This is a genomic window from Nitrosomonas sp. Is79A3 (assembly GCF_000219585.1).
In the GTDB taxonomy this organism is placed as follows: Bacteria; Pseudomonadota; Gammaproteobacteria; order Burkholderiales; family Nitrosomonadaceae; genus Nitrosomonas.
In genome coordinates, this window is sequence record NC_015731.1 from 465522 (window position 1) to 486880 (window position 21359).

The window sequence follows — 21359 nt, forward strand, 5'->3', positions numbered from 1 at the left end:
TTTTAATTTTTTATCAAGGGAGCTCCCATGGCTATAACGAGTACACAGAAAACTGAAATTCTGAAGATTGTTGCAGGTTTATTCAATGCAGCACCGGGCGGTAGCAATCTAACTGAGCTGGCAAATTTGGTTTCCGGTGGAATGACCACCAGTCAATTGGCCGATGCATTAGCTGCTAACACATTGTTCACTAACGGCATTATGGGCGGTAAGGTTACAGTAGAAGATCAAGCTGCCGTTTTGGCACATAACTTTGGTTTGGCGGCTGATAGCGATCCAGCAAGTGCGGGCTCTCAAGCTGAAGCATACTTTACACAACTAATTAATGACGGTGTTGGATTTGGTAATATCGTTGTTCAAGCAGTAACTTATCTGTCGGGCACTCCAGCAACAGAGTTTACTGAGGCCGCAACATTACTGGATAATAAAGTATTGGTATCTGATGCGTATTCGAAAGCAGCTTCTGCCAGCGATTTAGATACTCTGCAAAAGGTTTTGAGTAATGTCACGGGAACAGCACCATATACCGATGCAGATGTGGAAGCTATATTGAAAGATAGTGGAACGGCGGGTGGTAAAACATTTACGCTTACTAATACTACGGATGCATTTACCGGTACTTCCGGTGATGATATCTTTATTGGTGATAATGTTTCCGCTTCAGCGGGTGATACCTTGGTTGGTGGAACAGGCACTGATACTCTGAAAGTATATGGCACAAATACTGTTCCCAATATTTCGGGTATTGAACAGGTCTATTACAATGCTCCGGGTGGCGCGATTGATCTATCTTCCAAATCTGATGTGAAGTCAGTTGAGGTGGATGGGTTTGGTACAAACACCGTGACTATTGGTTCTGATCAGGCAGTCAAGCTGACCAATCAGGTGGCAACTACAACTGCAACTATTTCTGGTAATACACCGACGAGCCTGGGATTGACACTGAATAAAGCCGGTGACAAAACAGCCGGAAATGCTACCGTTGACTTGACAGGAACAGCATTGACAACATTGAGTGTAACGGCTTCTGGAAATGATAGTTATGTTACATTGACAAATGCTGGTGCTAAGCTTGCGACCATCAATGTGGCAGGTGATAAGAATGTTACGATTCAAGAAGTGTTGACAACAGTAAAAACAATTGATGCACACACTGCAACTGGGAATGTAACGATTGGTCCAGCCGCTGTTGCTACGTCTGATCTGACTTTTACTGGTGGTTCAGGAAATGACAAGATTGTGATGGGTGCAACCGTAACTGCTTTGGATGTGCTGAAAGGCGGTACAGGTACCGATACGCTGAGTGTTTCTGATGCAGATACTATTGATACCGCTGCTGAAGTAATTGGCATCACTGAGTTTGAAACTTTTGAAGCTGCCGGTGTAGATGCAACTGCTTATAATTTGTCTATAATCGGTGCGAAAAATACACTTTCTGGTTTGGTAGTTAGTGCAACAGGTGGTGCAGCTACGATCTCAAATCTGAACGCAGCAACAACAGGTAATATCACCATAAACGGTGCAGCACCAACAACTATTACCTTAACAGCCGCTGATTTTGTATCAGGCGGTACCAGTGATACAGCAACCATCAGCTTGGATAACAGTGTCACTAAGAGTGGTACGGGTATTGATGTGACTTCTCTGGTGTTTGCTAATGCTGACGTTATCAACTTAAAATCCATTGGTGACGGTTCTTCTACCAAAACAGTGGGTGGTGCGGAAGAGAACTCAGTTATTCTGACCGCAAGTGATGCTGAGAAAGTAGTTATTACCGGCGACGAAGCATTAAGTTTTGCGACTGCAGCGGGTACTAATCCAACTGAAGTTGATGCATCCGGCTTGACCAATGATGCGGCAGTAACTATCGACACCGATGCATCGGCTATCACATCGCTGCTGGCTAAAGGTACTGGTAAAAACGACACCATCGATATCGATAACGCTGCGACCGTAACTTCAACCTTATACTTAGGCGGTGGTTCTGATACTGTGACAGTCGATGGTGGTGGTACTGATGCGCATACCTTGATTTACACTGCAACTGCATTGAATGCGGGTGATATTAAAGCAGGAGATTCTTCAACACTGGCTTTAACTGGTGTAGCGGCAGGCGATACCGTAACCATCAACTTCTCGTCTGCTTTGGAAGCACTGTTGAAGAGCGGTAGTACGCTGTTGTCGGCTACTGGTGCTAACATCAATGTTCATGGTACAACAATTAGTGCTACTACGAATATTGCTGCAGCAGAAGTTGGTGGTACCATGACCCTTCAAATTGACGTAAATGGCGATGGAGCTTACGCTGCTGCTGATGATTATCAGTTGACGATTACCGGTACAGGTACCGATGATACGTTGATTTATAACGCTGCTGCCGATACGCTGGTCTTTACAGTGGTTTAAAAGAAGTAATCCATAAAGAGTTATTATTAAATAATAGCTTTTAAGAAAAAGGGCCAAATCATTTATGATTTGGCCCTTTTTTATTGCTGAAAGAATTTGAGTTCTTAAAAGTTTTATTGAGTAAAACGTGAGAATCAGCAAGGCATTCATCAAGGCAAAACTTAAAAAAAGAATTCACTATGCGCAAATTACGTGATGGTTTCAAATTAAATTTGACAGAAACAACAAAAGCTTCCTAAAACACTTATGAACAACTGGACTGATGGTTATGTAGCGGATATTGGCTATACATACGGATACTATTCTGAACTTAATCCATTAAGGATAAAGCAGATATTTCTATATTCCGGCCTGAAATTTCCTGAGATAGGCACTGCATGTGAATTGGGTTTTGGCCAAGGTATAAGTATCAATGTGCATGCAGCAGCTTCTGCAATTGATTGGCATGGAACGGATTTTAATCCATCACAGGTTGTATTCGCTCAGGAAATGGCTAATGCCTCAAGCTCAGGAACAAAGTTGTTTGACGATAGTTTTGAAAGTTTTGCAAGCCGTACGGATTTGCCCGATTTTGATTTTATCGGTATACACGGTATCTGGAGTTGGATTAGTGATGAGAACCGCGCAATTATAGTTAATTTTATCCGCCGTAAATTGAAAGTGGGTGGGATTTTGTATATTAGCTATAACACATTGCCCGGTTGGTCATCTTTTGCACCAATGCGACATTTATTAACCGAACATGCAAAAATTCTTGGATCGGAAGGGTATGGAATTATCAATCGAATAAATGGTGCACTTGAATTTTCAGAAAAACTATTGAAGATTGATCCAAAATTCTTAAAAAACAGTCCGCAAATTGCAGAACGCATTGATAAATTGAAAGAGCAGAACCGGCATTATTTAGCACATGAATATTTTAATCGCGATTGGCATCCTATACATTTTGCAACGATGGGGAATTGGCTTGCTCCAGCGAAACTTAGCTATGCTTGTTCGGCAAATCAGCTCGATCACCTTGATGTTTTGAATTTGTCGAGCGAACAGCAAGCTTTGCTTAACACTATTCCCGATGCGATGTTCCGAGAGAGTGTGCGCGATTTTATAGTAAATCAGCAATTTCGCCGTGATTACTGGGTTAAAGGGGCTTGTAAGCTATCTGCTTTAGATAAAGATAATGAGTCACGCACACTTCGAGTAATTTTAACAGTGCACCGCACAGAAATAGTTCTCAAAGTAACAGGCAGTTTAGGTACAGCCACATTAAGTGACTCAGTTTATGGGCCGATTTTGGATTATTTGGCAGATCATAAGATTAAATCACTTGGTCAGATTGAGCAGGCAGTAAAGGATAAGGGGATAGCACTATCCGAGATTATTCAAGCTGCAATGCTACTAATTGGCTCGGGCCAAATTTCGTTGGCACAAGAAGAAGATATTATTGTTAAGGCTAAAAAACGTACAGATAAGCTAAACAACTTTATTATGCGAAAAGCTAACAGTAATGGGGACATCACATATCTTGCCAGTCCCGTTACTGGTGGAGGATTATTTGTCGGGCGTTTTCAACAATTATTTCTGCTGGGGTTAAGCAATGGTTTGAAACAGCCTGGTGATTTTGCGCAGTTTGTGTGGCAAATTCTGGGAGGGCAAGGACAAAGAATCATTAACGAAGGTAAAGTGTTGGAAACTGAAGAAGAAAATATTAAGGAATTAACCGAACAAGCAATAGTATTTTTGGAAAAACAATTGCCGATTCTAAAAGCTTTACAGGTTGTTTGAAAATTTTTTAGAACTAATTGATCATAACCATCCTAGGATGGCAGAGGTGAGCAACGTTCATAAAATTAATTCAGATATTTCCGAATTTAATTGCTGACACATGAGAAGTGGATCGTTTGCCTGAGTGATTGGCCTGCCGATAACCAAATAATTTGAACCTTTCTGAATAGCCTGCCGTGGTGTTGTAATTCTTTTTTGATCATCCGCTCGATCATTGAGTGGGCGAATACCGGGCGTGACCAAGCAGAAGTCTTCTCCAATTTGGTGCCGTAGATTTGCTGCTTCCAATGCAGAACAAACCACGCCATCTAAAGCACAGTCTTTGGTTAATCGCGCCAGGCGCACTACAATTTGCTCGGGATTGCCTTGTAATCCGATATCGGCGAGGTCGTTTTCATCCATGCTGGTGAGTAAAGTGACCGCGATTAGTTTGGTTGATCCTTGTGCAATGGCTTCACGAGCCGCTAATAACATTTTTCGCCCGCCCAGCGCATGGACATTAATCATCCAGACGCCTAAATTAGCCGCAACTTTACAGGCATTGGCAACCGTATTGGGGATATCGTGAAATTTGAGATCCAGAAATATGTCGAAGCCTTTCAGCATCAGTTTTTCTACCAGATTCGGTCCGGCTGCTGTGAAAAGTTCTTTGCCCACTTTTAGGCGGCAAAAGCGGGGCTCTAGTTTTTCAGCTAATCTCAACGCATCTTCAGCACTGGAAAAGTCAAGTGCCACTATGATGCGCGGGTTATGCATGGGAGGTACTTTATTTATGGGTGTTACAACGGCATCGCACAAAGATTAGGGCGATAAGACTGCCCAGTGCGAAGAATATCAGCAGCGCAACACTTAAAGGAAGCTCGATCGATTTGTCCAGATAATAAAACAATTCAATTGGTTGTGCATTTTTGGAAGCGAATACAGCAAGAATTACAAAGACTACAATGCGCAAAAACCAAGCGATTATGTTCATCATGATGAGTTTAGCCCATATATGTTGATAAATGATTAATTATAAGCTTTACATAAGCTAATTGAATAACAAATTACTAAAACAGAAATGGTCAATTAAGAATTCGATATGACTATGTATATTAGAATTATAAATTTTGTAACTTAAATACATTATTTTTTGATCATGCTGCATTAGGTGAGAGCACTTCTAATTTTTAGAAGTGCTCTTCCTTTGATTCGGCTACTTGTTTTTTATATCCTTATAATCAACACGCTCACGCATTTCTTTTCCTGCTTTAAAATGTGGAACATATTTTTCAGGTACTTTGACTTTTTCGCCTGATTTCGGGTTGCGGCCAATACGCGGAGGTCTATAATTTAAATCAAAACTACCAAAGCCGCGTATTTCTATACGCTGACCTTGAGACAGGCTTTTTGCCATTGCATCGATAATCGTCTTGACTGAGAGCTCGGCATCTTTGGTGACTAATTGCGGAAAACGTGCCGCTAGTCGGGTAATTAATTCAGATTTTGTCATGAATTTTCCTTATTGCTCTGTGTTCTTACTATCCATTTTAGCTTTTAGTAAAGCACCCAAGCTGGTTGTTCCAGCATTAACAGGTGTTTTAATTTTTTGCATGGCACTGGATTCATCTGATTTATCTTTTGCCTTAATCGAAAGATTAATGGTGCGATTTTTGCGATCCACATTGATAATCATAGTCTCGACCTTATCGCCTTCTTTCAAGTGAGTGCGTATGTCTTCGACGCGGTCGCGTGAGACTTCGGATGCGCGCAAGTAGCCTTCTACTTCGTTAGTCAGCGCGATTACAGCACCTTTGGCGTCAATAGACTTCACAGTGCCTTCAATAATGCTGTTTTTATCGTGTTCTGCGACAAAGCTGGTGAAAGGATCACCTTCCATTTGCTTGATACCTAGTGAAATACGTTCACGTTCAACGTCGATGGAGAGAATAATCGCTTCTATCTCATCACCTTTTTTATAATTAAGCACGGCTTCTTCACCAGGGTGATTCCAAGATAAATCAGATAAATGCACAAGACCGTCAATATTGCCGGGTAAACCGATGAACACACCAAAATCTGTAATGGATTTAATTTGTCCACGAACCTTATCGCCTTTCTCATGATTTGCGGAAAATTCTTCCCACGGATTGGTTTGGCATTGTTTCATACCCAATGAGATGCGGCGGCGTTCTTCATCAATCTCAAGAATCATTACTTCAACTTCATCGCCCAATTGAACAATCTTGGATGGATAAACGTTTTTGTTGGTCCAATCCATTTCAGATACATGCACTAACCCTTCAATGCCCTGTTCGATTTCGATAAAAGCACCGTAATCGGTTAAATTGGTTACTTTGCCAAATAGACGGGTGCGTGCTGGATAACGCCGTGACAGTCCTACCCATGGATCTTCACTGAGTTGTTTCATGCCTAATGAAACACGATTCTTTTCCTGATCAAACTTGAGTACTTTGGCGGTAACCTCATCGCCGATATTGACCACCTCGGATGGGTGCTTAACGCGACGCCATGCCAAGTCGGTAATATGCAGCAGCCCGTCAATTCCGCCCAGATCAACGAATGCGCCATAATCAGTAATATTTTTGACTACACCTTGAACAACCGAACCTTCCTGCAGGTTGGACAATAAGGTTTCACGATCTGCACCTTGTGTCGCTTCCAGAACCGCGCGGCGTGATACCACTACATTATTACGCTTGCGATCAAGTTTGATGACTTTGAATTCCATTTCCTTATTTTCATAAGGTGTAGTGTCCTTGACGGGGCGGATATCCACTAGCGAGCCAGGCAGAAACGCACGAATGCCATTGATCATAGCAGTCAAGCCGCCTTTTACTTTACCATTAACCATTCCGGTCACAATCTTGCCGCTTTCCATCGCTTCTTCAAGATCATGCCAAGCGGTCAGGCGTTTAGCTTTATCACGTGAAAGGTGTGTTTCTCCATAGCCGTCTTCCAGAGATTCAATGGCGACACTGATAAAATCACCCGGCTTAACTTCAATTTCACCGCGATCATTTTTAAATTCTTCGATAGGAATGTAACTTTCGGATTTAAGGCCAGCGTTGACAACAACGATATTGTAGTCAACACGGACAACTTCGGCGGTGATTACTTCACCGGTCCGCATTTCCTGGCGTGTAAGACTTTCTTCAAAAAGTGCGGCAAAACTTTCGGGGGATTTCTGGGTTGCAGTGGCAGCTGTAGTCATTATAAAAAATACCTGATTGATCATTCCGGCTGGATGAATATCCAACGGACTGGGTTAATTAATAAAATGTTTGAATAATAAACTTATTTTATCTTCTTTAAAGACAGAAGATAAAGAATGCTGTTATTACTTATCCAAACGCGGGTTTTTTGCAGAGATTATATTATACCAGGAGAGAACGGCATCTTGTGCCTGGGATATGGTAAGTGAAGTCGTATCAAGCAGTTGTGCATCAGCACCCTGTTGCAAGGGCGCTATGCTGCGATTGCTATCGCGTTCATCACGTTTCTTGATATCCTGCAATAAGTCTGAGATATTAGCATTTATTCCTTTCTCTTTCAACTGCTTATATCTTCTTTGTGCGCGAACTTCCGCGCTAGCAGTTAAAAATATTTTGAGAATGGCATCGGGAAAGATAACGGACCCCATGTCACGGCCATCCGTAACCAATCCGGGTGGCTGACAGAATGCACGCTGGCGATCGGTTAGCGCTTCACGAACCTGTGGATGGGCAGCTATTTGTGAAGCCAAGAGGCCGCATTGCTCTGCCCGGATAGCGTCAGTGACAATTGTGCCATCTAAATAAATATCTTCATTCTTAAACACTACATTCAGGTTTCTGGCGATTTCGGCGAGTTGATCAGTATTGTGAATGTTAGTGTGCGACTGCATTGTTTTCAAAGCAACCAGACGATACAGCGCGCCACTGTCGAGGTAATGGAAGCCGAGCTTTTTAGCGACCAATTGGGCAATGGTGCCTTTGCCGGATGCTGATGGGCCATCTATGGCGATAACTGGAATTTTATAAGTATCCATTAAACAGTCTTGTTATCCGGTTATTCAGGATGGGCGATTTGTGAAAAAATTTCAAAATAATCGGGGAATGTTTTTGCGACACAATCGGGGTCATTGATGCGCACCGGTACTCCTAAAGACGCCAGTGCAAAGCACATGGCCATGCGGTGGTCATCATAAGTATCAATTGCTGCATGTGGAGTCAAACCATGGACAGGAGGAGTGATGCGCAAATAATCCACGGCCTCTTCAACAGTTGCGCCTAATTTGCGCAATTCATTTGACATGGCCGCAAGGCGATCGGTTTCTTTCAAGCGCCAGCTGGCAATATTGCGGAGCGTGGTAGTGCCTTCTGCGAATAATGCGGTGACTGCAAGCGTCATGGCGGCATCCGGAATATGGTTGCAATCCAGATCGATGCCATGCAGAAATTTTCCGGAGCGATTGGCTTCTGCGCTGCTTGCTTCAATCCAGTTTTCCCCCATGGAGATGTGTGCCCCCATCATTTCCAATGCAGCAGCAAAACGAATATCACCTTGCGCACTGTCTCGACCGACTCCCTGGACACGTACCGGGCCATGCCCAATAGCCCCAGCTGCCAGAAAATAGGAGGCTGAGGAGGCATCACCTTCAATGCTGATATGGCCTGGGCTATAATAATCCTGGCGTGCCGGTATCATAAATTTCTGCCAATTGATGTGTTCGACGCGCACACCAAAGCACTGCATTTGTGCAAGCGTTAATTCGATATAGGGTTGCGAGATTAAAGTACCGGATACATTGATGAAGGAATCTTTTCCGCTGAGTGGCAGCGCCATCAGCAATCCAGTTAGAAATTGACTGGAAACATCGCCTTTTACGGAAACAGAAATGGTGTCACTTTTTATACGTGAATCGGCCGGTTTGATTTCCAGGGGTGGAAAACCGGGATTGCCCAAGTAAGTGATATTTGAGCCAAATTGGCGTAATGCATCGACCAGATCTGCAATGGGCCGCTCATGCATGCGCGACACGCCGGATAACCGGTAATGCCCTTGCATTAAAGACAACACGGCAACTAAAGGCCGGAATGCAGTGCCGGCATTGCCGAGAAATAAATCAGCATTTGTAACGGGAAAGGTTCCTCTTTCTCCGGTGATGCAGTAAGCGTTTTTACCTGTCTGTGTGACTGAAACACCCAGTTTGGTAAGTGCATCCAGCATACGTGCGGTATCATCAGAAGCCAATAAATCATGAATCTGTGTGGTACCTTCGGCCAATGCAGCTAGCAGGAGAATTCGATTGGAGATACTTTTTGATCCAGGTAGTTGTACAATGCCCTGAGCATTTTTAGCAAACGGGAGATCAAGCCATTCCATGATGTATGCAGTAGTAAAAATTGTGAGATGATATCCCATAAAAACACTCAGAGCGTAATTTTATTGATCTCTGGGAGTGTTGGATCCGGCTGGAGTTTCTTGAGTTAATCCGCTAAATTTGGAAAAATCTTTATTTAACTATCTTGTTTAGGGTAATCTATTGCAGTAAATTTGCTAGCGCAAGAATACATTATGAGCTTAAAGCACTTTTAAGAGCTATTTGCTATCTAATGCTGGAGTAAATTGGTGCAGTAAGATTTTCGTACTATTTTTAAAAAATAAGAGGTTGATTTAATGGAAGATGCAGAAATTGCTTTAATGTTTTCTTTACTGACTATTCCTGTGGCTATCTGGTTGCAGTTATGGGTAAAAAATCGCAGAGAAAAACGCAGAAATGTTTTAGGTGAAGAAGAATTTGAAAACACAGCACGGGCATTCACTTCTATCATTTTAGAGGGCACTGCCATTGTGGGAGGGCTCATCATGATTATTATGGGGTCCGGAGGGGTAATTAAGTACGTTCTCAACTTTTATGCTTCGTGATCTCTGAACTTATTGGTAAAAATGGACATTCGGAGTGATCAAACGATGCCCGAATGTCTTTCCTGTGGAGCACGCTTGTAAGTTTCCCGGCAAAAGAAAAACACTTGGTTATTTTGCTACGAAGCGGCTTTGCTCGCTGTTTTGCCTTTAGACTGTTTTGTTTTTGTTTCAGTTGTTTTCTTGGGAGCTTTCTGCTCAAACTCAAATCCTATTTTTCCGTCAGCATTTCTGACCAAGTAAGCTGAAAAAGGTCTGCCTTTTTTGGAAATGAATTTTGTGAGCAGGTCTGTTTTTCCGGTTTCAAGTAATTTGGTAATCTGTTCGCGCTCTATCGGGCGTGTAAGGATAATTTTTCCTGTTTTAAAATTGCATGTGCGAGTTGCTCCGACGGATTTCTCACATACATACTGCAGGCCATGTTCATAAACTGCATGATTGCATTTTGGGCATTTTCCCAAGGCGACTTGATTGCTGAAGTCGACTTCTTCATGATTCTCGTCGTTATTGCCGAAATCAAATTTCATTTCATAAGTGTCAGTAAGCTTGATGATGGCATTAAACGACTGCCCCATTTTGCTCCGGAAACCTTGAAGTGGCCCTACTTCGCGCTGGGTAATCAAAGTTTCCATTTCATCAATCTCAAATTGACGTCCGGCCAGAATTTTCCAGAGTGCAAAGTCACATTTTTGGCACTGGAATTTTTTATAGGTTTCATGCACGATACCACCACATTTGGGGCAGGGGGATTTAAGTAAGGAGAAATCTCCCGCAATGGTTTCCCCGCGGTGAGTTTTGGCTTGCTCCACAATATGGCTTGTCATTGCGGCGATTTTTTCCATGAACGCGGTGCGTTTTAGGTGACCTTGCTCAATCTGACGTAACTGAAATTCCCAGTTACCTGTTAATTCGGGTGAAATAAGTTCTGGAATCTTAAGGCCACGTAATAATGTGATTAACGAAAAAGCTTTGGCAGTCGGGTGAAGCTCGCGTCCTACACGTTGTAGATAATTTTCAAACACCAGACCCTCGATGATGGCTGCGCGTGTTGCTGGCGTGCCCAAACCTTTTGCACTCATGGCTGCACGCAACTCTTCATCTTCAACGAGTTTCCCTGCGCCTTCCATGGCAGAAAGTAATGTCGCTTCATTAAATCTTGCGGGCGGACGAGTTTGATTAGCGATCACGTTAATTTCTTCTGTGATAACCGATTCACCTGGGGTGATTGCGGCGAGTGTTGTATCATCTTCCAGATCATCCAATTTGGCTGACTTGCCATATACCGCCTGCCAACCCGGATTAACCATGACTTTCCCTTCGGTTCTAAAAGGTTCGTTTTCAACCCGGGTAATGCGGGTGGTAATCAGAAATTCGGCGGCGGGAAAGAAAATAGCCAAAAAACGTTTGGTAACCAGATCATATATTTTTGCTTCGGCTTCGTTTAATTTGGCCGGATTTAATGAAGTGGGAATAATGGCAAAGTGATCTGAAATCTTAGCATTGTTGAAAATACGTTTGTTTGGAATTACCCAGTTTGAAGCCAGGATCTGTTGGGCAAATTTTCCATAATCCGTATTTCCCAGGCTTTGTACAGTATCTTTAACGGTGGCGATATAGTCTTCCGGAAGTGCACGTGAATCCGTTCGCGGGTAAGTCAATACTTTATGTTTTTCATATAATGCCTGAGCCAGCCCGAGTGTTGTTTTGGCAGAAAAGCCAAAGCGGCTATTGGCCTCTCGCTGTAAGCTGGTCAGATCATAAAGCAATGGACAGATTTCTTTGCTTGGTTTGCTTTCTTCATTGACTTGACCGGGCTTTCCCTGGCATTTGTCACGAATGACCTCGGCTTTCTTCTGTTCCCAGAGCCTTTCAGGCTTTAATTCTTGATTGACCTTATCCTTGCTGAATTTTTCATCAAACCACTTACCATTATAGTTGCCATTGCTGGCTGCAAACGTAGCATGAATTTCCCAATAATCCTGAGGACGGAATTTTTTGATTTTTTCTTCACGCTCGACAAGAATTGCTAATGTAGGTGTCTGTACCCGTCCAACAGTGGTTTTATGAAAACCCCCTTCCTGGGAATTAAAGGCAGTCATGGCGCGCGTACCATTAATTCCGACCAGCCAATCTGACTCTGAGCGGCTGACTGCGGCTTCAGCCAGAGATTGTACTTCTGAGTTATCCAGTAATTTAGTAAACCCTTCCCGGATTGCATCGGGAGTCATGGATTGCAACCAAAGGCGTTTGACCGGTTTATTGGTGCCGACATGGCGCAGGATATAATAAAAAATGAGCTCACCTTCACGTCCTGCATCACATGCATTGATAAGAGTATCTATATCTTTACGCTTGATAAGTTTGCTGAGTAATTTTAAACGTGAGGAGGTTTTCTCAATTGGATTCAAATCAAAATGCGGCGGAATAACCGGCAGATTTGCAAAACTCCATTTGCCGCGTTTTACTTCATATTCTTCCGGAATGGCCAATTCGAGCAAATGACCTACTGCCGAAGATACGACATACTGGTCGTTTTCGAAGTAATCAGTGTGTTTGGTAAAGTTACCCAATACCCTTGCGATATCTGCTGCAACAGAAGGTTTCTCAGCAATAATCAGAGATTTACTCATGAATTTCCCGGGAAAAGCCACTGATCGCTGATGTGAAATTAGGCATGTTTGTTATGGCTGAGTGTTTATTTTGAATTGGGGTTGCAAGCATATATGATGAGTGTATTGGACATACGCACGCCAAGCGCTCGTCCGTTATGACTAAATAAAGATTGTGATTGGTCTTAATGCCGGTAATGAGAATCGCTGACAATCAACAATTTCTCAAGTATGGCATCGTCAGTAAGCTGATTCTGGATCCACAACTCTGTTAAAACAATCAGTTTGATTTTTTCAAGGCTGGAGGAATCTTCATCCATTGTCAACACACGGTCAATCAACAGTTCCCTTTGTAACGGGTTAATGATGCCAGCCTGCTCCAGAAAGAAAATGAATCCCCGGCCCTCGGTATCAATCTTTTCCATTTCATACTCTGTAAAACAGCGGAAAGAATCGTTTTCTGCAAAGCTTGCAGGGTAATTGCCGATATCGTGGCGTGCGAGCTCTGAGAGCCAGTTCAGTGTCTCGTTAATATCTTCATCTGCGAATCCGGCCATAGAGAGTTTGCGAGTCAGAGTAGCAGAGTCAGGATAACTTCCTGAGTCAAAATAATTTTCAAATAAATAAACGAGTATATCGAACATAATTGAGTTTAATAAGTTGCAAGTATGTGTGCAGACCGGCATTTCTGGTTGATCTTAACCGATGTTATTGAATTCTCTGATAACATCCCCCCGGCAAACTGCTGACCTGGCCGTCAAGCTCAAGCGTTAATAGCATGGCTGATACAACTTCAGCCGTCAAGCCACTACGGGCGCATAGCGTATTAATATCTACGGCATCATAGCCTAGGTGTTTGAGTAATACGGTATTTTCAGTTGATTGTCCGGTAGCAAATTCTTTTCTTTTGTCGAGATTTTCATTGCTGATTAATGGAAAATAATTTAATTCATCTAAAATATCTTGTGTGTTTTCTACCAGTTTCGCACCTTGCTTAATCAGTGCATGGCAGCCTTTTGAGAGTGGTGAATGAATAGAGCCGGGGATCGCCATCACTTCTCGCCCTTGTTCTAATGCCTGGCGTGCCGTGATCAGCGATCCGCTTTGTAATGCAGCCTCTACTACCAGACAACCTTGACTCATGCCACTAATAATACGATTCCTGCGCGGGAAATTCGTTCCGATGGCGGGTGTGCCGAGAGGAAACTCGGAAATTAGCGCGCCTTCTTTCGCCAGTTTATGCGCTAAAAGATGATTCTTGGCTGGATAAACAATATCCAAACCAGTGCCGATAACAGCGATACTGGCAGCTGCGCCGCGCAAACCTCCTTGATGAGCCGCTGTATCGATACCTAATGCCATACCACTGATGATGCAGAATCCGGCATTGCTGGCTGCTTCGGAGAAGGCCTCTGCATTGGATAAGCCTTGCGGTGTGGCATTGCGGCTGCCAACGACTGCCAGTGCGGGTTTCCGCAATAGTTCCCGCTGCCCTTTGAAATAAAGTAAGGGAGGCGGATCGGCAATGTTCAGCAGTTGCGTTGGGTAATCCGAATCAGCCAGAGTAATGACGGCATTGGCGGGATCTTCCAGCCATTTAAGCGCACCAGAAATTTTATTGCGATCAGCGCCTTGCTTAATGCGTTTGGCAATTGAGTTTTTTACAATGCGTTCGAGAGCGGTGATAGGTGTTGAAAGTATTGCCGAAGGACTGCCAAAAGCAATTAAAAGCCTGCGGATGGATTCGCCGCCTAGGCCGTCAATGAGATTAAGATTCAACCAAGATTCAATATCCGGTGCGTGTTTCATGAATGTGCAGCATTAATTTTAGGGTGTTTTAACGGCATCCAGGATTTTTATGGAGTGTGTGCTTTGTACGACAAGTGCATAGGATATTTTATCAAAAACACGAAATACAAATACCAATCCGGTTCTTTCATCCGGTAATTGTACCATCTCTCCTTTAAGGGACTTAGCCTGGCTTTTTCGATAGATAGCAAGCACATGCCCCATTTCCACGCCATCCAGTTCGCCTTTATTCAGCGTGACGATGTCGCCTCTGCCAATTTCAGTGACGCCGCCGTAGACAGAAATGATTCGCCCGTTAATCGAAAATTCCGGTGCATGGGGTGCGTAGTTATTAAATAGGGTTTCAGGGGCGGGAACCAGACGGTCGCCTTTGAGAATTTCTTCCGTAGCGCGCGTGATGGTTACCGTGCTGACATCAGCAAAAACATTCGCCCTGGCATCTCCCAGGTAGGTTGCCTCATAGCCGAGGATCAGGCCTTCTTGGTCAGGATCTTTCAGCGCCTTGCCAGGGCGGAAGATTTGCCATGTTGTGCCTTTGTCTTTAGGTAATCCACTGACATAAACCGTATTATCTGTACTTAAAACAACCCGGCCTTCACTGGAGCCCAGTATATACGGTGCATCGGCAAGGCCATCTTTTTCAATGACTAACGGCTGACTTAGAAAAGGCTCGATGGTTGATGCCGGTATGCTGGGGATCGCTGCAGTACTCGATTGTTCTGTACGTATTTTAGGCGATAGTTTGACTGTTTTTATACCGCCGTCATCTTCTGCAAGCCGCAATCGACTGCCATAAGGTGTCTTTTCCAAAATTACAATATCACCAGGGTAGATTTTGTGCGGATTCTTCACTTGTTCGCGGTTGAGTCCCCAGATTTCAGGCCAGCGCCATGGGTCTTTAAGAAACCGGGAGGCAATTCCCCACAGAGTATCGCCGGGTACAACCACATGGTGATCGGGTGTGTCGCCTCGCAGTATAATGTTCTCAGCTTTGACTTGCGTAACAGAAAGCAGGCTCAGGAATAAAATCATAGCTATAATAGGCTTTCGCATGAACGATCCCAATGATAGGTAATTGTAGTTATAAAAGCTTAGAGAATGATTATCTAATGATACGGTCTAATTGCGATATTGAGTTTATTAAACTAAACAAATTTTTCATGGCTATTCTAAAAATATTACAATACCCGGATGAGAGGCTGCATACTGTAGCGGCTCCGGTAGCGCAAGTCACGGACAAAATCCGCTTGCTGATAAAAGATTTGGCTGAAACGATGTATGCTGCACCTGGGATAGGGCTGGCAGCGACGCAAGTGGATGTGCATGAACGTGTGATTGTTATCGATACTTCTGAAACGCATGATCAATTGCTTGTTTTGATCAATCCTGAAATTATAGCCAGTAATGGCCTATCTGATTATGAGGAAGGTTGCTTGTCAGTTCCAGGTATCTATGGAAAAGTACAGCGTGCCGAATCTATTGCGGTAAGAGCCTTGAATACGGAAGGGGAATCTTTTGTTCTGAATGCCGATGGATTGCTGGCGGTGTGTATTCAACATGAAATGGATCACTTGGCCGGAAAAGTGTTTGTTGAGTACTGGTCACGGCTTAAGCAGGCACGCACCCTGGCGAGATTAAAGAAAAAACAGCGAAGTGCCATGTAAAAATTGTGCTTTTATGAAAATGTGATGTAGTTTGTTCCCCGAAATTCCCCGGATTAATGGTTTTCTTCTGTCAATGGCATTGAATTCCTGGAATCCAAACAAATGAAAGAACGATGCGCCTAGGATGAGAATCATTTTCGCTGGAACTCCCATTTTTGCTGCGACTGCACTGGATGCATTACTCAAGGCAGATCATGAGATTGTCCTGGTGTTGACGCAGCCGGACCGTCCTGCTGGCAGAGGAATGAAAACGGCCGCCAGTGCGGTTAAGTTGCTTGCCCAACAACAGGATCTTGCGCTGTTACAGCCATTAACGCTTAAATCTGCCGAAATACAAACGCAATTGCTGGCATTGTCCGCAGATGTGATGATTGTGGCGGCTTACGGCTTGATTTTACCTGAAACTGTGTTAAAAATTCCTCGCTTGGGCTGTATGAATATTCACGCTTCGTTATTGCCGCGTTGGCGCGGGGCTGCGCCGATTCAACGGGCTATTCTGGCGGGTGATCATGAAACCGGTATTACCATCATGCAAATGGATGCAGGGTTGGATACAGGTGCCATTTTATTAAAGCGTAGCATAGCGATCGCACCGGATGATACTACGCAATCATTGCATGACAAGTTGGGTCTGCTCGGTGCACAGAGTATCGTTGAGGCTCTGGTGCTGCTGCAGCAGGGAAGACTTGTTCCCATAGTGCAGGATGAGACACTGGCTTGCTATGCCGCCAAAATAAAGAAAACTGAAGCAGAAATTGATTGGCAACAAAGTGCCGAGCAAATTGACCGTGTTGTACGGACGTTTAATCCAAATCCAGGTGCTTATACTTATTTTCGGGATCTTGCATTGAAGATTTGGCAAGCAAAAGTAGTTGCAGGGAGAGCAGCAGGTAAACCAGGGGAAATTATCTCAGTAGATCGTGAAGGCATTACTGTGGCCTGTGGTTCTAATATGTTACAAGTTGAAATAGTGCAAAAACCCGGCGGCAAGAAATTGAGTAGTGCAGATTTTCTGGCGGGGAATAATTTACAGCCAGGTGAAAATTTTTCTGCAGTGAAACATTCCACTTCAAAGCATGATTAAAACCCAGCTTGTTGCGGCTTCTGTAATCAGTAAGGTGCTGGCCGGAGCAAGTTTGACGGGAGTATTGCAGGAAGTTTGGCGCGCAGACCCCGCGTTATCGCGACAGCAAAGAGGTGCCATTCAGGATTTGAGTTATGGTGTATTGCGATTTTATGGGCAATTGGAAGCAACTCTTGGTTTGCTGCTGAAAAAATCACTACGTGACAAGAGCCTGCATCATCTACTCTTAGTCAGCTTATATCAACTGCAATACAGTAAAGCATTGCCGCACACAGTGGTTGATCAGGCTGTTTCGGCCTCGCGATCTTTTGTGCATGGTAAAGGTATGCAGGGACTGGTGAATGCGGTATTGCGCAGTTTTATCCGGCAGCGTGATAGCTTATTGAGGAAAGCTGCTGAAAATGAGGTCGGACGTTATTCGCATCCGCAATGGTGGATTGATAAATTGCGCTGGCAATACCCGCAAAACTTTCAAGCCATATTGGAGGCAGACAACAAACGTCCTCCGATGACTTTGCGGGTCAATCAACGTAAGATCAGCGTGGAAACTTACCGTAAGCTGTTGGCAGAGAAAACGATGCATACAGAATTGCTAGATTCTGGCGCACTGCAACTGAGTCAGCCGGTTATGGTGGAAAGCTTGCCTGGTTTTGCAGAAGGTCTGGTAACCGTGCAAGACGCAGGAGCTCAGTTTGCTGCGACGTTTCTGGATGTGCATGACGGCATGCGTGTATTGGATGCTTGTGCGGCACCCGGAGGGAAAAGCACGCATTTGCTGGAATTGGCCGATATTTCGCTGACGGTACTGGACAATGATTCAGCAAGGCTTGCTCAAGTTCAGCAGAATCTTGCGCGCTTGAATGTGACAGCAGAACGTCTGTTGTGCGGAGATGCCTCGCATCCCGATGAATGGTGGGACGGTCAGTCGTATGATCGTATATTGGCTGATGTACCTTGTTCTGCATCTGGTGTAGTATGCCGGCACCCAGATATTAAATGGTTGCGGCGTGAAAGTGATCTGGTCAAATTCGCAGCAAGTCAACAGGCAATTCTGAATGCATTGTGGAAAATTTTAAGCAGGGATGGTAAGTTACTTTATGTAACTTGCTCGATCTTTGCCGAAGAAAATACGATGCAGATAGAGAAATTTCTTAAACATCATCCTGATGCATGTCCACTACCACTTTCTGGGGCAGCAATGGTAGATGGACAATTGTTACCAGATACTCAACATGATGGTTTCTTTTATACACTGTTGCAAAAAAACTAGCCAAAATATGTGGCGTGTACAGTCATCTCTTGCCAATCTGATTTTTTTGCTGTTGATTACGTTGTTGCCGGTCGTGGTTGCGCAAGCAGAGGGTATTCAGATAAAGTCTGTCAGTATGGCAGCAGTTGGGCAAGGATATGAAATCAGTATTGATTCTGATATTGCTCTCAATGCCACTTTGGAACAAGCGCTTGAAAAAAGTATTGTTTTGTACTTTGTAACCAAATTCAGTTTGGTAGATTCGCGTTGGTATTGGCTTAACGACGAAGTTGCGCGTGGTAAATTAAGAGTTGGGTTAAGATATTACGCATTGACGCGCCAATATCATTTGAACCACCCCTCATTCTCGCAAAGTTTTAATACGTTAACGGAAGCATTGCAGGCTCTGGGTCAATTGCGTGATTATCCCTTGACTGTCAAATCTGATTTAAAACATGATGTTGATTATATCGCGTCACTGCGTATCTGGCTTGATTTGACACGTATGCCTAAACCATTCCAGGTTGAAGCATTGGGTTCCAGCAAATGGGATCTGAGCTCAGACAAACTGGAATGGCGTATGAAGTTACCAACACCAGAGCAGCCGTTCCAGATGAAAGGCCAATAATGAAGTATGTGCTCATTATTGGTGCCGGAGTGGGAGCGGTGATGCTTTTTTTACTGGCTACAGCGGGTGCCAATACTGAGTTTTTTGAACGAAAGTACCGGTTATTGCTGGGTATCAACATTGCTTTCGTATTATTTCTCATGGTTATCGTGGGATTTTTGCTGTGGCGATTCCGGCGCCGGCTTAAGTCGGGTGTGTTCGGATCCAGACTGGCATTACGCTTAATGCTGGTTTTCTCACTGATGGCGATTCTTCCTGGTGTTTTGGTTTATGCCGTATCTGTGCAATTTCTTGAGAAGAGTATTGAATCCTGGTTTGATGTTAAAGTGGACCGTGCGTTGGAGGGTGGCTTGAGTCTAGGGCAAACCATGCTTGAAAACTTGCTGGGAGAATTGCGAAAGAAAGCACAAGCCACTGCGTTGATGTTGTCTGAGCCTTCCAGCCAACCGTTACTAGTGCTCAATGAATTATTGTTGCAATCGCAAATTGAAGAAGCAACTCTGTTTAACCAGGATGGTAAAGTTATTGCATTTTCCAGTGAAAGTAATTTGGCATTATTTCCTGAAATGCCCAATGCGATCGTGATGCGGCACATAAGAATTCAAAAAGCCTACAGCGCGGTTGAATCCGTTGCAGATAAGGGTTTGTATTTGCGCGTAGTTGCGCCTGTCAATGTATTGAGTCTGAAAGAAGATATCCGGGTGCTTCAGCTTTTGCAGCCGGTTCCTGTGCAATTGGCAAAAGATGCCGAACGAGTGCAGGCAGGATATCAGGATTATCAGGAGCTCTCTTTGTCCCGTCAGGGATTAACCCGGCTGTATAGTGTTACATTGACACTGGCATTGCTTTTGTCATTGTTTTCAGCATTGGCAGCCGCTTCATTGCTCAGCGAGAAATTGAGCGCCCCGCTTGGTATGCTGGCGGAAGGTACGCGCGCTATTGCGCAAGGCGATTACAGCCGCCGTCATTTGGTCCAGAGTAGCGATGAACTGGGTGTGTTGACGGAATCTTTTAATTTGATGACGCAACAACTGGAGGAAGCGCAAGCGACAGCACAGCATAACCAGCAGGAAGTGGAGAGCGCGCGTGCGCATCTGGAAAGTATTCTGGCAAATCTTTCATCCGGTGTATTGGTGTTTGACGATCAATTGGTTTTATCCAAGGCAAACCGTAGTGCCGAGCAAATACTGCAGATCCCTATGATCAGCCTGGATGGTTCAATCATCGAAGGCTGTGTGAGTAATGAACCGCAACTGAATACTTTGGTTACTGAGATCAGGGAAGGTTTTAACTCAGGAGAAACTGGTGTTTGGCAGCGCCAATTAACGCGTTCAGGAGATGGTAATAATCAAGTCTTGCTGTTACGGGGAACACGTTTGCCCAAGATATCGGGTGGCGGCGGGGTGGTGGTCTTTGACGATATTACTAATTTATTGCAAGTGCAGCGTGCAGTTGCCTGGGGTGAAGTTGCGCGCCGGCTCGCGCATGAAATTAAAAACCCGTTGACGCCGATTCAACTCTCTGCTGAACGGGTGCAACATAAGTTGATCAATAAACTGGACGAGGAAGATGCAAGAATTCTGCGTCGTTCGACAGAGACGATTGTCAATCAGGTCGAAGCGCTAAAAAGGATGGTTAATGAATTCAATCAATATGCGCGTGTTCCTGAATTGGAATTGCGTCAACTGGATTTTAATCGATTGGTGCGCGAAGTATTGTCACTTTACGAAACAGCAAGTATGACAACTGATAATAGTAAACACATACAAATCAAGCCGACATTGGCAGACGATTTGCCGGTAGTCAGAGGTGATGCTGCACAGTTGCGTCAGGTGCTGCATAATTTATTGCAGAATGCGCAAGATGCATTGATAGATACATCAGAGCCTGTAATCGAAGTAAGAACCGAGATGGTGCATGGGGGGGTGCAGCTGAGTGTGCGTGATAATGGCTGCGGTTTTTCAGACGAGATCAGATCGCGGGTTTTTGAACCTTATGTCACAACCAAATCGAAAGGAACCGGATTGGGGTTACCCATCGTCAAGAAAATTGTTGAGGAGCATGAAGGCTTGATCCATATTGAAAATATTAAGCCCCGTGGCGCTCAAATTTCAATTATCCTGCCAACGGTAGAGAAGAATATCTCTGCGGGGAATAACAAACTGGTGTTAAGTTGAATTAATGAATCAGTGATTACAGAAAAGATGAATAAAATCTTTCA

General features: G+C 44.0%; 18 protein-coding genes. 8 read left to right on the forward strand and 10 right to left on the reverse strand.

The window, feature by feature from the left end; all coding sequences use genetic code 11:
* The first annotated feature begins 27 nt into the window (after nt 1–27).
* The gene (locus NIT79A3_RS02130; protein WP_013964619.1) at nt 28–2406 is read left to right on the forward strand and encodes a hypothetical protein; all 2379 of its coding nucleotides are present in this window, start codon (nt 28–30) and stop codon (nt 2404–2406) included.
* A gap of 246 nt (nt 2407–2652) precedes the next feature.
* Entirely contained in the window at nt 2653–4188 is a 1536-nt protein-coding gene (locus NIT79A3_RS02135) for a class I SAM-dependent methyltransferase (protein WP_013964620.1), read from the forward strand.
* A gap of 57 nt (nt 4189–4245) precedes the next feature.
* Here the strand turns inward: NIT79A3_RS02135 and pyrF are convergent, their stop codons facing one another.
* From pyrF to aroA, 6 genes are all read right to left on the reverse strand, one after another.
* Complete coding sequence (gene pyrF / locus NIT79A3_RS02140) at nt 4246–4944, reverse strand: orotidine-5'-phosphate decarboxylase (protein WP_013964621.1); 699 nt, start codon at nt 4942–4944, stop codon at nt 4246–4248.
* Between the two features lie 10 nt (nt 4945–4954).
* A complete protein-coding gene (locus NIT79A3_RS02145) occupies nt 4955–5164 on the reverse strand; it encodes a LapA family protein (protein ID WP_013964622.1) in 210 nt (69 codons plus the stop codon).
* 219 nt (nt 5165–5383) lie between these two features.
* Nucleotides 5384–5680: an integration host factor subunit beta gene (locus tag NIT79A3_RS02150; protein ID WP_013964623.1), complete on the reverse strand. Its 297-nt coding sequence runs from the start codon at nt 5678–5680 to the stop codon at nt 5384–5386.
* A 9-nt stretch (nt 5681–5689) separates the two neighbouring features.
* Nucleotides 5690–7402: a 30S ribosomal protein S1 gene (rpsA, locus tag NIT79A3_RS02155; RefSeq protein ID WP_013964624.1), complete on the reverse strand. Its 1713-nt coding sequence runs from the start codon at nt 7400–7402 to the stop codon at nt 5690–5692.
* Nucleotides 7403–7528: 126 nt separating this feature from the next.
* Nucleotides 7529–8218 carry a (d)CMP kinase gene (gene cmk, locus NIT79A3_RS02160; RefSeq protein WP_013964625.1) on the reverse strand — a complete coding sequence of 230 codons (690 nt, stop codon included), beginning with the start codon at nt 8216–8218 and terminating at the stop codon, nt 7529–7531.
* 20 nt (nt 8219–8238) lie between these two features.
* Nucleotides 8239–9555, reverse strand: a complete 1317-nt coding sequence (gene aroA / locus NIT79A3_RS02165; RefSeq protein ID WP_041360472.1) for a 3-phosphoshikimate 1-carboxyvinyltransferase — start codon at nt 9553–9555, stop codon at nt 8239–8241.
* 294 nt (nt 9556–9849) lie between these two features.
* Between aroA and NIT79A3_RS02170 the strand changes: the two genes are divergently transcribed.
* A complete protein-coding gene (locus tag NIT79A3_RS02170; protein WP_013964627.1) occupies nt 9850–10098 on the forward strand; it encodes a hypothetical protein in 249 nt (82 codons plus the stop codon).
* Between the two features lie 116 nt (nt 10099–10214).
* On the opposite strand, the gene NIT79A3_RS02175 is transcribed toward NIT79A3_RS02170, so the two are convergent.
* The 4 genes from NIT79A3_RS02175 to NIT79A3_RS02190 all read right to left on the reverse strand — a co-directional run bounded on the left by NIT79A3_RS02175 (nt 10215) and on the right by NIT79A3_RS02190 (nt 15566).
* Nucleotides 10215–12725 carry a DNA topoisomerase III gene (locus NIT79A3_RS02175; RefSeq protein WP_013964628.1) on the reverse strand — a complete coding sequence of 837 codons (2511 nt, stop codon included), beginning with the start codon at nt 12723–12725 and terminating at the stop codon, nt 10215–10217.
* A 164-nt stretch (nt 12726–12889) separates the two neighbouring features.
* A complete protein-coding gene (locus tag NIT79A3_RS02180; protein WP_041360075.1) occupies nt 12890–13348 on the reverse strand; it encodes a DUF494 domain-containing protein in 459 nt (152 codons plus the stop codon).
* Nucleotides 13349–13412: 64 nt separating this feature from the next.
* Complete coding sequence (gene dprA / locus NIT79A3_RS02185; RefSeq protein WP_013964630.1) at nt 13413–14513, reverse strand: DNA-processing protein DprA; 1101 nt, start codon at nt 14511–14513, stop codon at nt 13413–13415.
* A gap of 18 nt (nt 14514–14531) precedes the next feature.
* Nucleotides 14532–15566 (reverse strand): LysM peptidoglycan-binding domain-containing protein, encoded by a 1035-nt coding sequence (locus tag NIT79A3_RS02190; RefSeq protein ID WP_013964631.1) that lies wholly within the window; start codon nt 15564–15566, stop codon nt 14532–14534.
* 107 nt (nt 15567–15673) lie between these two features.
* On the opposite strand from NIT79A3_RS02190, the gene def reads away from it, so the two are divergent.
* From def to NIT79A3_RS02215, 5 genes are all read left to right on the forward strand, one after another.
* Complete coding sequence (gene def / locus NIT79A3_RS02195) at nt 15674–16177, forward strand: peptide deformylase (protein WP_041360077.1); 504 nt, start codon at nt 15674–15676, stop codon at nt 16175–16177.
* Between the two features lie 124 nt (nt 16178–16301).
* Nucleotides 16302–17261, forward strand: coding sequence for a methionyl-tRNA formyltransferase (fmt, locus tag NIT79A3_RS02200; protein ID WP_013964633.1), 960 nt, complete (start codon nt 16302–16304; stop codon nt 17259–17261).
* A complete protein-coding gene (gene rsmB, locus NIT79A3_RS02205) occupies nt 17254–18531 on the forward strand; it encodes a 16S rRNA (cytosine(967)-C(5))-methyltransferase RsmB (RefSeq protein WP_013964634.1) in 1278 nt (425 codons plus the stop codon). Before fmt ends, rsmB begins: the two co-directional genes overlap by 8 nt.
* A 7-nt stretch (nt 18532–18538) precedes the next feature.
* Nucleotides 18539–19138 carry a DUF4390 domain-containing protein gene (locus tag NIT79A3_RS02210; protein ID WP_013964635.1) on the forward strand — a complete coding sequence of 200 codons (600 nt, stop codon included), beginning with the start codon at nt 18539–18541 and terminating at the stop codon, nt 19136–19138.
* Nucleotides 19138–21315, forward strand: a complete 2178-nt coding sequence (locus NIT79A3_RS02215; RefSeq protein ID WP_013964636.1) for an ATP-binding protein — start codon at nt 19138–19140, stop codon at nt 21313–21315. The genes NIT79A3_RS02210 and NIT79A3_RS02215 overlap by 1 nt, the downstream gene beginning before the upstream one ends.
* The last annotated feature ends 44 nt before the right edge of the window (nt 21316–21359 follow it).